The following is a 15,473-nucleotide window of genomic DNA, read 5'->3' as shown; positions in this document are numbered from 1 at the left end:
AACACTTGGTTATCTTGTTTTACTTAATGAAAATTAAGCATATAGCAAGATAATCAAGCGTTATTTATTTAAAAGCGATCAATGACACTTTTAATCGTATAGGTATTAAGTTTATTTACAATCGTTTCGTCTACATCACTATATATTTCATCAAGTGCGTGGGTAATATTTTTCCCTACAGGACAATCTGTGTTCGTATGACCATGAATTTTTGCGAAATGGGTAGTGTTAGAAAAAATCAGCTTATATAAATCACCTAACCTAATATCATGGGATGCGCTAGATAAACTATAACCCGCGATGCCTTGGCTACTCTGTATAAAATTACCGTCTCTTAAATAACGGCATAATTTTCTCACTAAAGTGGCGTTACTATTAATACTGTCAGCGATATATTGACTTGAAACAGGTTCATTTTTTATAGCTAACAGAGAGAGAATATGGATTGAAACAGAGAATTGTGTATTCAAGTATATGCCTCCTTTAGGTTTACTTGTGTGTATTTCTAGTACAAGTAAAGTTTACGTTATTTTAAACTAACGCGCAATATATTAAATTTTAAAATTGAAAAACTTATTTTTTGACTATTAAATATCAAATGAAACTAATATAATAACATTATTGGTATAGATAAATTATCATTTTTTTAAATCAAAAAGGGGGCATATTTCTTGGTAGATAATAATAAATCCATTAAGGACACTTACATGTCGAGAGAAACGATTGATAATATTAATAATCAAGTACAAATGAAGGAAGTTTTGTTTGATAAGACACCTGGTCGTTATGCGCTTAAATCAATTATGTCAGGATTCTTACTAGCAATTGTAACGGTATTTATGCTAGCTATAAAAACACAATTTGCAGGTACAAATGAAGGTTTAATTAATTTAATGGGAGCTATTTCATTCAGTTTAGCCTTGGTTTTAATTGTACTGTCACATTCAGAATTATTAACGAGTAACTTTATGTTTTTAACAGTTGGTTGGTATTATAAAGTTATTGGCATGAATAAAGCATTGGGTATTATGATGGTATGTTTTCTATTTAATATAATAGGTGGATTTATCCTGTTTGGTTTAATGAAATTCACCCCGATTATGACCTCAGACATGGTTGCAAGCTTAACGAAACTTGTTAATGGTAAGACGATAGATGCCACATGGTATGGCATTTTAGGTAAAGCCATATTTTGTAATTTCTTTATTAATATTGGTATTTATTTATCAATTCAATTTAAAGACGGTCTAACTAAAGCATTTTTCATTGCTAGTGGCGTCATTGTCTTTGTATTTATGGGTTATGAGCACGTTGTATTTAATGCAGGGCTATACGCAGGTATGGTGTTTTATGATTTTGATGTAGTCGCATGGTTACACGTATTGAAAAATATTGTGTTCGCCTTTATAGGTAACTATATTGGTGGTGGTATTTTCGTTGGTCTAGTTTACGCATATTTAAATGGTAAACGAAATAGCTTACATAATTAATGGTATTCATAATAGTAACAAGCACGATCATAATTTATTTTGTGATGGTGCTTTTTTCGATTTTTAAAACATAATAATTGACTCAATAATTAAGAAGCCATATTGTATTGATATGATTGTAAATGGTTTATGATTTTTTAGGGATGTTATCTATGAATGAATAAGCTATAAATGAGAAGGAGTGACAAAATGTCTGAATATAATATAAGAGTTGCTGTGGAATCAGACGCGGAGGCATTACAAAAATTGATGTATGAATCTTTTACCCCATTAAGAGAATTAGGTATAGATTGGCCATCAGTTAATGCGAATGTTGAATTAGTTAAAAAGAATATTAAAACAAGTACGATGTTTGTACTAGAAGATGAGCATGAAATAATTTCAACACTTACTGTACGTTATCCTTGGGAAGGAAAACGTCGTATCTCAATATATCCGTTTGTTTGGTGGTTCGCTACGAAGCCGTCATATGATGGTAAAGGTATTGGAAGTCAGTTGTTAAAATATGTTGAGGAGACTTATTTAAGAGACACACTTAAAGCACCAGCAGTGACGCTTGGTACATCAGCACGTTTACACCCTTGGCTACTAGATATTTATAAAAAACGTGGCTATGAAATATACGGTGAGCATGAGAGTAACGATGGAGATTTAGGAGTTATTATGAGAAAAGTGCTTATACCAGAAAGTTTTGATGAAGAAGTGTTAGGTACGCCACCATTTTAATAAATTGAATAAAATGCATAGGGAATCCCATTAGTAATTGAATAAGGGGATTCCCTATTTTTAATTTGTTATGTGATTTTATTCACAAAAGCAACTGGATTTATATTACAATGCAAGTGTAAAGAAAGGGGGCATCACATGACAGAGCATATACTTGTTATTCATGGCATGAATAAAGGGAAACAAAATAAAGAACTTCATGATTTTTTGGAGCAATTGTTAAGTCGTAACGTACATGATTATCATATTGCTTTCTTAGAAAGTAAAAATCAATGTCTTGAACAAGTACTAGACAAACTTATTCAACAGGGTACTAAAAGTTTTAATATCATTCCACTTTTGCTTTTTCCAGCAAAGCATTATTTAGAAGATATCCCTATGATTTTAAAACTTTATGAGTATAGATATCCACATATTGAATATAAATTTGCTGAGCCACTTGGCACACATAAATTAATGACAACGCTAGTTAAACAGAAAATTTTAGCTAAAGTTAAAAGGCATCCTAAAATACAGCATATTATTTTAATGGCTCATGGCGCTGAACGTTATCGTCATCCTGATATTGCTTTATGGCAGTTAACTCAAGCGTGTGATGTTTTTGAAACACCTATTTCTATGATGACATTATATGGTGACTACAGTTATCGCTTTAAGTTACAGCACTATTTAAAAAATAATATAGACATATTGATTGTCCCCATATTTTTCTACGACGGCTTTTTGGTGAACAAAGCAAAATACCATATAGCACATATGAATGATGATTGTAATATTCATTATGCATCAGCTATTAATTTTGAACCTTTGCTCTCAATGATAATCACAGAAAGAATTAAACAATTAGAGGTGTTAGAAAGTGTATCCAATTCAACTCAACTTGTCAGATAAACGTGTTGTAGTGGTTGGCGCAGGTAAAGTTGCGTATAGAAAAGTGCGACAACTTATTAAGGAAGATATACAGTCGCTAGTTATTATAAGTAAAAAATTTTTACCAGAATTTTTTGAAATGGAATATCCTAAAATGAAGTTGTTTACAAAGTGTTATGACAGCGAAGATATTAAACATGCGGATATTATTTTTGCCGCAACAGATGACGAAGATATTAATAATCTAATTAAGCAAGAGGCGAAGCCTTATCAACTTGTTAACCATATCAGTGATAAAGCGCAATCTGATTTTTATAATATGTCAGAAATAAAATACAAAGACATAAACATTCATTTTAGATCAAATGGCACAAATTGTAGCGGAGTGAAACAACTATCAAAGGCGGTACAAACATTTTTAAATGAAGTGTATGAGGAGGAAGACGATGTCTAAAAAGCAGTTAGTAATGATTGGTAATGGTATGGCGGGCATACGCACGATTGAAGAAATATTAGAACGCGATGCACAACAATATAACATAACGATTATCGGTAAGGAACCCTATCCAAATTATAATCGAATCATGCTATCAAATATATTGCAGAAAAAGATGACAGTGGATGAAACCATTATGAATCCTTTTGAGTGGTATAAAGACAATGATATTCAGCTGATTACGAATGATCCAGTAGTAGAGATTAATCGAGAACTAAAACAAGTGATTACGGCTGATGGCCTAAGATGTCATTACGATATTTGTATATTTGCTACGGGTTCAAGTGCTTTTGTATTACCTATACCAGGGGCGACTTTACCGAGCGTAATAGGTTGGAGAACGATCGAAGACACTGAGCGTATGATTGGAATTGCTAAATCAAAGTAACATGCTATCGTAATTGGCGGTGGTTTGCTGGGATTAGAATGTGCACGTGGATTAATGGACCAAGGTATGGAAGTCACTGTGGTACATCTTGCTGAATGGCTTATGGAAATGCAATTAGATAGAAAGGCTGCAGATTTGTTGAAAACAGATTTAGAAGCACAGGGAATGAACTTTAAATTGCAGGCAAGTACACAAGAAATACTTGGACAAGAAGATGTTACAGGCGTGTTGTTAGCAGATGGAACAACATTAAAAGCAGATATAGTGGTCATGGCAGTTGGTATTCGACCGTATACACAAGTTGCACAGGAAAGTGGCTTAAAAGTGAATAGAGGTATTGTCGTTAATGATTATATGCAAACGAGTGATGAAACTATTTTTGCAATAGGTGAATGTGCAGAACACAATGGTAAAGTATATGGATTAGTTGCACCATTATATGAACAAGGTAAAGTGTTAGCAGACCATTTAACCGGTCGAGAAACAGAAGGTTATCGAGGTTCCACAACATTTACTTCTTTAAAAGTTTCGGGCTGTGATTTATATAGCGCTGGTCAAATTACAGAAGGTATAGATATCCAAGGTGTAGAGGTTTTTGATAGTGTTAATAACCACTATAAGAAAGTGTTTTTGAAAGATGACAGCATTGTTGGAGCAGTTTTATACGGAGATATTGATGATGGTCCGAGATTTTTTAATATGATGAAAAAACAAGAACCATTAGAGGATTACACAATGGTTTCACTTATGCATAAGGGCGGAGAAACGCGTGAAATAAGTATTGTTGACATGTCAGATGATGAGACAGTATGTGGATGTAATGGTGTCAGCAAAGGTAAGATTGTGAGTGCGATTAATGAACATGGCCTTACAAGTGTAGAAGCAGTCACAAAAGAAACAAAAGCTGGCAATTCTTGTGGTAAGTGTAAAGGACAAATTGGTCATATTTTAGAGTATACATTAGGTGATGATTTTGTTGATTCTAAACCATCTGGTATATGCGCATGTACTGAGCTCACACGTAATCAAATTGTTACTCAGATAAGAGCAAAAGGGTTGAAAACGTCTAAGGAAGTACGCCATGCGCTCAATTTTAATGATAAGGCAGGTTGTCCAAAGTGTAGACCAGCTATTAATTATTATTTGAATATGGTTTATCCATTTGAGCACAATGACGAAATTGAATCACGCTTTGCAAATGAACGCTATCATGCCAATATTCAAAATGATGGCACATTTTCAGTAATTCCCCAAATGCGCGGCGGTGTTACGAATGCAGATCAATTAATACGTTTAGGAGAAGTTGCTAAAAAATATGATGTGCCATTAGTGAAAGTGACAGGCTCTCAACGTATAGGCTTGTATGGTGTTAAAAAAGAATTACTACCACAAATATGGGCTGATTTAGGTATGCGTTCTACTTCAGCCTATGCGAAAAAGACGCGCTCAGTTAAAAGTTGTGTCGGTAAGGAATTTTGCAGATTTGGTACGCAATATACTACACAATTAGGTATTCGTTTAGAAAAAACATTCGAATACATCGATACGCCACATAAATTTAAAATGGGTATCTCTGGTTGTCCAAGAAGCTGTGTAGAATCCGGTGTTAAAGACTTTGGTGTCATCAGCGTTGAAAATGGATTTCAAATTTATATTGGGGGCAATGGCGGTACGGATGTAACAGAGGGAATGCATTTAACTACCGTCGAAACAGAAGATGAGGTCATTAAATTATGTGGTGCGATGATGCAATATTATAGAGAAACCGGTATTTATGCAGAACGTACTGCACCGTGGATAAAACGGTTAGGTTTTGAAAATGTTCAAACAGTTTTATTAAATCAAGAAAGACAAGACGATTTGTTTAATCGTATTATGGAAGTGAAAAAAGCTATAGAAGCTGAACCATGGACACACATTTTAAATAATGAAGCAGCACAAAAAATATTTGAAGTGGAGAAAGTTTAATTATGAAAGCATTAGAAAAAATAAAAGTAGCAATGGTCGATGAGCTTGTTCCTTTAGTTGGCAAAAAGGTAATCATAAATGATATCGAAATTGGCCTATTTTTAACAGAATCAGGTGAAATACACGCAGTTCATAATAGATGCCCCCATAAGCAAGGACCACTTTCAGAAGGTACAGTGAGTAGTGAATTTGTATATTGTCCTTTGCATGATCAAAAAATAGATTTGAAAACGGGTCTCGTACAGCCACCAGATACAGGGTGTGTGGATGTTTACGCTGTAGAAATTCATAATGGAGCTGTGTATATATGCCTATAAATACTTATGGCAAAGTATATCTCATAGGTGCTGGACCTGGGCATCCGGAATTATTAACAAGAAAGGCCGAACGTCTCATTCGAAGTGCAGATATCATATTGTATGACAGATTAGTCAATCCATTCATTTTACAATTAGTAAGACCAGAAATTGAAATTATAAATGTGGGTAAGGAAGCATACCGTAAGCATATACAACAACAAGTCATAAATGAAAAGTTAATTTCAGCCGCAAAGCAACATAGATGTGTTGTTAGATTGAAGGGTGGAGATCCGGCAATTTTTGGTAGAGTCCATGAAGAGGTTGTTACATTATCACAAGCAGGCATTGATTTTGAAGTTGTACCAGGTATTACAACAGCGAGTGCCGCTGTAGCCTCAGTAGGTTTAGGATTAACAATTCGAAATATCGCTCATAGTGTCACTTTTGCTACAGGATATCTGAATAAAAGTAATCAGCAACAAGTTGATGTTACAACACTTATAAACGGAGGTACGTTAGCTATTTATATGGGTGTGAAGCGATTGAGTGAAATTATGAAGGATATATATCAGACTACACAAGTTGATTATCCAGTCTTGCTCATATTTAATGTTTCTTCTTATAATGAAAAACACATCATAGGTAGAGTAACTACAATTGCGGAGCAGGTTTCTGATGATTTAGACCATATATCACCTGGCATGGTGATTGTTGGAGATATAGCAGCCTGTGAAAATATTAAAAGTGCTTTAAACCAAAGTATTCCTAAGAAATATTTAATTACTGGACTGCGTTTAGAAGCAATTAAACAAGCATTTGATATCTATGAAAAAGATGGATGGTGCATAATTAATCCTGATGAAAAGCATGAACTTCATCACAGCCAACAGTTGTTTATAGAACAACAATTAATGCAAGCATTTTGATGAAGAAATTCACACTAAGGATATAAAATAAGGTGATTTCAGAGGATAACTGATAACACCAAAATAAAAAGATGATGAGGCTGGGACATATCACATGTCTCAGCTTTTATATTTATGTCTTATTAAATTGCTTTTGCACACGAGTAGATGCTTAAAAACTAAGGGTATTTCCATCTCTTATTAGGTGATTCCCTAATATTTGAAATTTGTGAAAAAATGTACAATTTAGTTAAGCAGTGAATGAAGTGAACCATAGAATCCTACTTTAAAAATTTTACTGGCAATGATCTGAGAGGGTGTTTTCAATGAAAAAATTTGGATTAAGCTTTTTTAAGCCGACTGAAAAATTTAATGGTAACTGGTCAGTCTTAGAAAGCAAGAGTCGGGAATGGGAAAAAATGTATAGAGAAAGATGGAGTCATGACAAAGTAGTTAGAACGACTCATGGCGTGAATTGCACAGGTTCTTGCTCGTGGAAAGTATTTGTGAAAAATGGTGTGATTACATGGGAAAATCAACAAACAGACTATCCAAGTTGTGGACCTGATATGCCTGAATTTGAACCTAGAGGCTGCCCACGTGGTGCTTCATTTTCTTGGTATGAATATAGTCCTTTGAGAATTCGTTATCCATATATCCGTAAAAAGTTGTGGGAACTTTGGGTAGAAGCCCTAGAAACTCATGATAATAATACGATAGAAGCTTGGGCGTCCATCGTAGAAGATGAGGAAAAAGCAAAAATATATAAACAAGCACGAGGCAAAGGTGGATTAGTGAGAACGAATTGGAAAGACGTAGGTAAACTCATATCTGCACAAATTATTTATACCATTAAAAAATTTGGTCCAGATAGAATAGCTGGTTTTACACCGATACCTGCCATGTCTATGTTGAGTTATGCTTCTGGTGCACGATTTGTGAGTTTACTTGGTGGAGAAATGTTGAGTTTTTATGATTGGTATGCAGATTTGCCACCTGCTTCACCTCAAATTTGGGGTGAACAAACAGACGTACCTGAATCCAGTGATTGGTATAACGCTTCTTACATTATGATGTGGGGTTCTAATGTACCGATGACCCGTACCCCAGACGCACATTTTATGACTGAAGTTCGATATAAAGGAACGAAAGTGGTATCAATTGCACCTGATTATGCAGAGAATGTGAAATTTGCAGACAATTGGTTAGCGCCACATCCTGGTTCTGATGCGGCACTTGCGCAAGCGATGACGCATGTCATACTACAAGAACATTACGTTAATCAACCCAATGCGCATTTTATAAATTATTCAAAACAATATACAGATATGCCATTTATTATCATGCTAGATAAAGATGAAAATGGTTTTAAAGCAGGTCGTTTCTTAAGAGCAAATGACTTAGGCGAAACAACAGAGCATAGTGAATGGAAGCCTGTCATTTTTGATAAAATCACTCAGGACTTAACGGTTCCAAATGGCACAATGGGACAACGTTGGGAAAAAGAAAAACAATGGAATTTAAAACTAGAAAATGAAGACGGTAGTAAAATTGATCCAGCACTGAGTCTTGTAGAAGATCATTTTGAATTAGAAAAAATACAATTTCCATATTTCAATAATGAGGGTAATGGCATTTTTGTACGACCAATTGCGGTTAAAAAAATTACCCTTGCAAATGGAGAAGAACGCTATATAACTACAGTTTATGATTTAATGACAAGTCAATATGGTGTAAAAAGATTTAATCATGAATTAGAAGCTAAGGACTACAAAGATGCAAATTCATATTATACACCCGCATGGCAAGAAACGGTGACTGGTGTGAAACAAGATGTAGTTACACAAGTGGCACGTGAATTTTCGCAAAATGCAATTGATACAAAGGGTAAATCGATGATTATTATGGGCGCAGGTATTAACCATTGGTTTAACTCAGATACGATTTACCGTTCTATCTTAAATTTAGTATTACTATGTGGTTGTCAAGGTGTGAATGGCGGCGGATGGGCGCATTATGTTGGCCAAGAAAAATGTAGACCAATTGAAGGATGGAATACACTTGCATTCGCTAAAGATTGGCAAGGACCACCGAGATTACAAAATGGTACAAGTTGGTTCTACTTTGCAACAGATCAGTGGAAATATGAAGAGTCTAATGTGGATAGTATAAAATCCCCATTAGCAGAGAATATTAAGCATCAACATCCAGCAGATTATAATGTGCTAGCGACTAGATTAGGTTGGTTGCCTTCGTACCCACAATTTAATAAAAATAGCTTGTCATTTGGTGAAGCAACAAGAGATGCGAATGAATTTAATGATGAAGCGATTTTAAAACGCGCAGTAGATTCAGTGAAATCAAAGGAAACACAGTTTGCAATTGAAGATCCTGATTTGAAAAAGAATCATCCAAAAACGTTATTCCTTTGGCGTTCTAATTTAATATCTAGTTCTGCGAAAGGGCAAGAGTATTTTATGAAACATTTACTCGGCGCGAAGTCGGGATTATTGGCAGAACCGAATGAAGAAGTAAAGCCAGAAGAGATTCAATGGAGAGACGATACTGAAGGTAAGTTAGATTTACTTGTATCACTAGACTTTAGAATGACTTCGACACCGCTTTACTCAGACATTGTCTTGCCTGCTGCAACATGGTATGAGAAGCATGATTTATCATCTACGGACATGCATCCTTTTGTACATCCATTTAATCCGGCGATAGATCCTTTATGGGAATCACGTTCAGATTGGGATATTTTCAAATTGTTAAGTAAAGAAGTATCAGACACTGCGAAAAAACATCTGACAAGCGTATACAAAGATGTCGTAACTACACCTTTAGCGCATGATACACAACAAGAAATATCAAATGTGAACGGTATTGTAAAAGACTGGACTAAAGGTGAAGTAGAAGCCATTCCTGGTAAGACAATGCCAAGCTTTACAGTTGTTGATCGAGACTACACAAAAATATTTGATAAATATGTCACACTTGGTCCTTTATTAGAAAAAGCTAAAGTGGGTGCGCATGGTGTGAGTTTTACAGTGTCAGAACAATATGAAGAGTTGAAACATATGGTCGGTACTTGGAATGATGAAAAAGAAGATTCAGTGAGAAATGGTAGACCTAGAATAGATACTGCAAGACGTGCAACAGATGCTGTATTGAATCTGTCTTCAGCTACAAATGGCAAATTATCACAAAAATCTTATGAAGATTTAGAACAACAAACAGGTATGCCATTAAAAGATATTTCTAGTGAACGTGCATCAGAAAAAATAACTTTTTTAAATATGACGGCCCAACCAAGAGAAGTTATTCCAACCGCAGTGTTTCCTGGTTCAAATAAAAATGGACAGCGTTATTCACCTTTTACAACGAATATTGAGCGTTTAGTTCCATTTAGAACATTAACAGGACGTCAAAGTTATTATATTGATCATGAAATATTCCAACAATTTGGAGAAAACTTACCTGTCTATAAACCAACTTTACCACCAATGGTATTTGGGACAAGGGATAAGCATGTCACGATGGATGATCAAACGCTCGTATTACGTTATTTGACGCCACATGGTAAATGGAATATTCATTCTACTTATCAAGACAATCAACATATGTTGACACTATTTAGAGGTGGCCCAACAGTTTGGATTTCAAAAGAGGATGCAAAAGCACATGACATTGCAGATAATCAATGGCTAGAAGTCTACAACAGAAACGGAGTTGTAACGGCTCGAGCAGTTGTGTCGCACCGTATGCCGAGAGGTACGATGTTTATGTATCACGCTCAAGATAAGCATATTGAGACGCCAGGCTCTGAAATTACTGAAACAAGAGGTGGCTCTCATAATGCACCAACACGAATACATTTAAAACCAACACAACTTGTAGGTGGTTATGCGCAAATCAGTTATCACTTTAATTATTATGGTCCTATTGGAAACCAAAGAGATGTTTATGTAGCTGTTAGAAAACTGAAGGAGGTTGACTGGCTTGAAGATTAAAGCACAGATCGCAATGGTATTAAACTTAGATAAATGTATAGGTTGTCATACTTGTAGTGTAACTTGTAAGAGTACATGGACAAACCGCCCCGGAGCAGAATATATGTGGTTTAACAATGTAGAAACTAAGCCAGGTATTGGTTACCCAAAACGATGGGAAGACCAAAAACAGTATAAAGGTGGATGGTATTTAAATAAAAAAGGGAAACTAGAGCTTAAATCTGGTAGTAAATGGTCAAAAATAGCGTTAGGTAAAATATTTTATAATCCAGATATGCCAGTGATTAAAGACTACTATGAGCCGTGGACGTATAATTATGAACACCTTACGACAGCTAAAGCAGGTAATCATTCACCAGTCGCTAAAGCACATTCTCTAATATCAGGTGAGAAATTAGATTTGAATTGGGGACCTAACTGGGAAGATGATTTAGCAGGTGGACACGTTACTGGACCAGAAGATCCTAATATTCAACGTATTGAAGAAGATATCAAATTTAAATTCGATGAAACCTTTATGATGTACCTACCAAGATTATGCGAGCATTGTTTGAACCCGAGTTGTGTTGCTTCATGTCCTTCTGGTGCAATGTATAAACGTGACGAAGATGGGATTGTGCTAGTCGATCAAGAGGCTTGTCGTGGTTGGAGATATTGTATGACAGGTTGCCCATATAAAAAAGTTTATTTTAACTGGAAAACAAATAAAGCAGAGAAGTGTACATTTTGTTTCCCACGTATTGAAGCGGGCACGCCTACAGTATGTTCTGAAACTTGCACTGGTCGTATGAGATATTTAGGTGTTTTATTATATGATGCCGATAGAGTTGAAGAAGCGGCTAGTGCAGAAAATGAGCAAGATTTATATGAAAAACAACTCGATTTATTCTTAAATCCATATGATGAATCAGTGATTGAACAAGCGCAAAAAGATGGCGTTTCAATGGAATGGATTGAAGCAGCTCAAAATTCACCAGTTTACAAACTCGCTATTGAATATAAACTTGCGTTTCCATTGCATCCTGAATATCGCACTATGCCAATGGTTTGGTATTGTCCACCATTGAGTCCAATCATGAGTTATTTTGAAGGGCAAACGGCAACAGATGCAAATAGAAATCCTGATATGATATTCCCAGCGATTGAAGAGATGAGATTACCAATTCAATATTTAGCGAATTTATTTACTGCTGGAGATACAGAATCAATTAAAATAGCGTTGCAACGTATGGCAATTATGAGAAGTTATATGCGTGCAGAAGTGACAAACAAACCATTTGATACAGATAAATTATCAAGACTTGGATTAACTGAACGCCAAACAAAAGATATGTATCGCTTGTTAGCTATAGCGAAATATGAGGATCGCTTTGTAATTCCAACATCTCATAAAGAAGACTATATAGATACGTATCGTGCTCAAGGTAGCCAAGGTTATGGTGGAGAATACTTCGGTTCTAATTGTGAAGGATGTGGCGTACCTGTTGGTACAGCATCTGAAAAATCAGGACAAGAGATATACAATGAAAATTTCTATGGAGGGATTTTCCGTGATTAATTTAACGCAGTATTATTATTATCAAGAAACTTTTGGCTACTTAGCTCAACAGTTGGAATTTCCTGAAAAATTGACATTTCATCCGAAAACATTTGAAGAAGTGATTGATTTGAGCCATCCAACGTATGATGATTTATTAATTTATCGTGAAAAGATGCATGAATGCAGCCTGTTGGAAATTAAACAATTGTATTCAGACACATTTGATTTTAATAAAAAGGCACCACTTTATATGACTTACAATAAATTTGATACACAAAAGGAACGTGGACAGTTACTTGCTAAATTAAAAGTACTATACGAGATGTTTGGATTGGAAATGGCAACCAACGAATTACCAGATTTTTTACCCTTAATGCTAGAATTTTTATATATTGCACAATGGCAAAATGATCCACGCGCACAAGGAAATATTGAATTTGTCATCATGATTATTGAAGATGGTACCTATGCGATGGCACAGCAATTAAAAGAAAAAGATAGCCCATATTATTACTTGATAAAAGGCTTAAGAGCTACTTTAAAAGCGTGCATCGAACCTGTATCAGAGGTGAAGACAAATGTTTAATCAATTTTTATGGGTGATTGTACCTTATCTGTGCGTAGCTATTTTTTTCATTGGGCACATTGCACGATTTAAATTTGATCAATTTTCATGGACTGCTAAATCTAGTGAATTTATTGAAAAGAAACAATTGAAATGGGGCAGTCTCATGTTCCATTTAGGCATAATTCCCGTAGCTATGGGGCATTTTGTAGGCTTAGTTATACCTGCATCTTGGTTATCAGCAGTAGGTGTTAATGATCATTTGTATCATATAGGAGCAGTGTATATTGGGAGTATATTTGGTATAATAACTATGATAGGTATGTTGTTGCTAACCGCACGCCGTGTAACTAAAAAGAACATTAGAAAATTGAGCTCTACCTCAGATATTATTGTGAATTTTTTACTTTTATTCATTGTTTTTATGGGCTGTTATGCTACTTTAGTGACAAATGCAACGATACCAACATTTGATTATAGAGAGACAATATCAATATGGTTTAGACAACTATTTATGTTTTCTCCTGATGCTACTTTAATGACGCAAGTACCACTCACGTTTAAGATGCATATACTTCTAGGATTTGTGATTATGGCTTTTTGGCCGTTTACTAGATTAGTCCACGTATGGAGCGTGCCACTAACTTATGCAAGTCGTAGTTACATTATTTATCGAAAGCATAAAGTGTGAATGGAGGCAAAAGATTGAGCCTATTATCTTTTAATGAACAAGTGAATTATCAAGCCGTTTTAGACACGCTACGTATTGAAGAAGGTTTTGATTTTGCAGGATTGGCATTTTACAAAGATGAAAACCAATTTTCACCTATAAAATGGAATTATGTATCTGGAAGTACCAATGCTCGCTATAAACTCATTGTGCTTAGAATAGGTAAAGGGATTGCAGGAAATGTGATGAAAACAGGTAAGCGAATGGTGATAGAAGATATCAATCAATTTCTCTTACCGAGCGAAAAACATAAATATCCAATCGTATTATGTGAACGGCTAACAGCAGTGATAGCAATACCATTATGGTATGAAAATCACGTTTATGGTGTGCTATTATTAGGTCAAAGAAATAATAGACCACTACCTCAAACATGTCACTCTATTTCAATCGCAAATAAATTGGGTGTTTTTAATGAAGAAGACTAGGTGATTTTTATGAAAACGAATCAAATGGAAAATATAGACCAATTGTTAGTTCAATATTTTAATAATACAAGTGAAAAAATAGTGTTTGTTGATAAACATGGTCAAGTGATAGCGATGAATAAAGTCTGCTCATGATATTATTTCACCGGATAATGACTACCAAGAAATGACTAATACGATATGTAGTCACTGTGATGGGTATACAAATGAATATGATTTACAGTCATGTACAAATTGCTTTTTAGAAGCTGAGTCAGTTGGAAATACAAGTTTTCAAGTATTTATGAAAACGACGCGTGGTACGGTTGAACCTTTTACAGCGACATATCAAACTATTGATGAAACAAAAGATATTAAAGCATTTACATTACAAAACGTTTCACCTCAAATAGAGCGTCATGATAAGATGTATCAGCGAAAAATGATGCAAAAAACGATATCTGCACAAGAAAATGAAAGAAAAAGAATCTCACGTGAATTACATGACAGTCTCGTACAAGAAATGTTAAATATCGATGTGGAATTACGATTGCTAAAATACCATAGAGAAATGCAAACTTTGGTAGATAACTCTAAGCGTATAGAAGGATTAATGTCCAAATTGATAGATGATATTCGTAATTTATCTGTTGAATTGCGACCGTCATCTTTGGATGATTTAGGTTTAGATGCAGCATTTAAAACCTATTTCAAACAAGTTGAAGCCAATTATGGCATACGCATAGAATATCATTCTAACCTAGCTTCACATCGCTTTGATAGTGAGATTGAAACAGTCGTATATCGTGTTGTTCAAGAGGCGCTGTTTAACGCAATAAAATATGCCGGTGTAGATACTGTCGATATTGATTTGCATGTAAACGATCATAAATTAATTGCAGAAATTATAGATAGAGGCAAAGGCTTTATAAAAACAGATCAACCACAAGGTACCGGACTAGGACTTTATGGTATGAATGAACGCGCAGAACTCGTCAATGCAGAAGTAAGTGTAGATACACAAATTGATAGAGGTACGATTGTTACATTAGAAGTTCCAATATAAGGGAATAAGGAGA

The 15,473-nt window shown here is 35.0% G+C and carries 12 protein-coding genes and 2 pseudogenes; 13 read left to right on the top strand and 1 reads right to left on the bottom strand.

Annotated elements, in window-relative coordinates:
• Positions 1–68: 68 nt before the first annotated feature.
• A complete protein-coding gene (locus ABLV95_RS09415; protein ID WP_069817479.1) occupies positions 69–470 on the bottom strand; it encodes an Rrf2 family transcriptional regulator in 402 nt (133 codons plus the stop codon).
• A 201-nt stretch (positions 471–671) separates the two neighbouring features.
• Between ABLV95_RS09415 and ABLV95_RS09410 the strand changes: the two genes are divergently transcribed.
• The 13 genes and pseudogenes from ABLV95_RS09410 to ABLV95_RS09350 all read left to right on the top strand — a co-directional run bounded on the left by ABLV95_RS09410 (position 672) and on the right by ABLV95_RS09350 (position 15,460).
• Complete coding sequence (locus ABLV95_RS09410; RefSeq protein ID WP_069832933.1) at positions 672–1,490, top strand: formate/nitrite transporter family protein; 819 nt, start codon at positions 672–674, stop codon at positions 1,488–1,490.
• Between the two features lie 189 nt (positions 1,491–1,679).
• Positions 1,680–2,216, top strand: coding sequence for a GNAT family N-acetyltransferase (locus ABLV95_RS09405; RefSeq protein ID WP_069817484.1), 537 nt, complete (start codon positions 1,680–1,682; stop codon positions 2,214–2,216).
• 138 nt (positions 2,217–2,354) lie between these two features.
• Positions 2,355–3,107: a sirohydrochlorin chelatase gene (locus tag ABLV95_RS09400; RefSeq protein ID WP_460875453.1), complete on the top strand. Its 753-nt coding sequence runs from the start codon at positions 2,355–2,357 to the stop codon at positions 3,105–3,107.
• Positions 3,076–3,540 (top strand): precorrin-2 dehydrogenase/sirohydrochlorin ferrochelatase family protein, encoded by a 465-nt coding sequence (locus ABLV95_RS09395; RefSeq protein ID WP_069817488.1) that lies wholly within the window; start codon positions 3,076–3,078, stop codon positions 3,538–3,540. The genes ABLV95_RS09400 and ABLV95_RS09395 overlap by 32 nt, the downstream gene beginning before the upstream one ends.
• A pseudogene (gene nirB / locus ABLV95_RS09390) lies at positions 3,533–5,938 on the top strand (nitrite reductase large subunit NirB). The gene ABLV95_RS09395 and the pseudogene nirB overlap by 8 nt, the downstream one beginning before the upstream one ends.
• A 2-nt stretch (positions 5,939–5,940) precedes the next feature.
• Positions 5,941–6,255, top strand: a complete 315-nt coding sequence (locus ABLV95_RS09385; RefSeq protein WP_427706525.1) for a nitrite reductase (NAD(P)H) small subunit — start codon at positions 5,941–5,943, stop codon at positions 6,253–6,255.
• Entirely contained in the window at positions 6,246–7,163 is a 918-nt protein-coding gene (gene cobA, locus ABLV95_RS09380; protein ID WP_460871950.1) for a uroporphyrinogen-III C-methyltransferase, read from the top strand. Before ABLV95_RS09385 ends, cobA begins: the two co-directional genes overlap by 10 nt.
• A gap of 305 nt (positions 7,164–7,468) precedes the next feature.
• Positions 7,469–11,152 (top strand): nitrate reductase subunit alpha, encoded by a 3,684-nt coding sequence (locus tag ABLV95_RS09375; RefSeq protein WP_460875450.1) that lies wholly within the window; start codon positions 7,469–7,471, stop codon positions 11,150–11,152.
• Positions 11,142–12,710 carry a nitrate reductase subunit beta gene (gene narH, locus ABLV95_RS09370; RefSeq protein ID WP_427706531.1) on the top strand — a complete coding sequence of 523 codons (1,569 nt, stop codon included), beginning with the start codon at positions 11,142–11,144 and terminating at the stop codon, positions 12,708–12,710. Before ABLV95_RS09375 ends, narH begins: the two co-directional genes overlap by 11 nt.
• Positions 12,703–13,278, top strand: a complete 576-nt coding sequence (gene narJ, locus ABLV95_RS09365; RefSeq protein WP_460875447.1) for a nitrate reductase molybdenum cofactor assembly chaperone — start codon at positions 12,703–12,705, stop codon at positions 13,276–13,278. Before narH ends, narJ begins: the two co-directional genes overlap by 8 nt.
• On the top strand, positions 13,271–13,948 hold the full coding sequence (narI, locus tag ABLV95_RS09360) for a respiratory nitrate reductase subunit gamma (RefSeq protein WP_427706536.1): 678 nt from the start codon (positions 13,271–13,273) through the stop codon (positions 13,946–13,948). Before narJ ends, narI begins: the two co-directional genes overlap by 8 nt.
• A gap of 14 nt (positions 13,949–13,962) precedes the next feature.
• On the top strand, positions 13,963–14,415 hold the full coding sequence (gene nreA, locus ABLV95_RS09355; protein WP_069817505.1) for a nitrate respiration regulation accessory nitrate sensor NreA: 453 nt from the start codon (positions 13,963–13,965) through the stop codon (positions 14,413–14,415).
• A 9-nt stretch (positions 14,416–14,424) separates the two neighbouring features.
• Positions 14,425–15,460 (top strand): annotated as a pseudogene (locus ABLV95_RS09350) (sensor histidine kinase).
• Positions 15,461–15,473: the final 13 nt, after the last annotated feature.

This window comes from Staphylococcus sp. Mo2-1 (assembly GCF_046721385.1).
GTDB lineage: Bacteria > Bacillota > Bacilli > Staphylococcales > Staphylococcaceae > Staphylococcus > Staphylococcus equorum_A.
This window is presented reverse-complemented; position numbering and strand designations above follow the sequence as displayed.

Coding starts and splice junctions, on each gene's coding strand:
- ABLV95_RS09405 (WP_069817484.1), top strand. CDS start 1,680: ATGTCTGAATATAATATAAGAGTTGCTGTGGAATCAGACGCGGAGGCA.
- ABLV95_RS09400 (WP_460875453.1), top strand. CDS start 2,355: ATGACAGAGCATATACTTGTTATTCATGGCATGAATAAAGGGAAACAA.
- ABLV95_RS09385 (WP_427706525.1), top strand. CDS start 5,941: ATGAAAGCATTAGAAAAAATAAAAGTAGCAATGGTCGATGAGCTTGTT.
- cobA (WP_460871950.1), top strand. CDS start 6,246: ATGCCTATAAATACTTATGGCAAAGTATATCTCATAGGTGCTGGACCT.
- ABLV95_RS09375 (WP_460875450.1), top strand. CDS start 7,469: ATGAAAAAATTTGGATTAAGCTTTTTTAAGCCGACTGAAAAATTTAAT.
- narI (WP_427706536.1), top strand. CDS start 13,271: ATGTTTAATCAATTTTTATGGGTGATTGTACCTTATCTGTGCGTAGCT.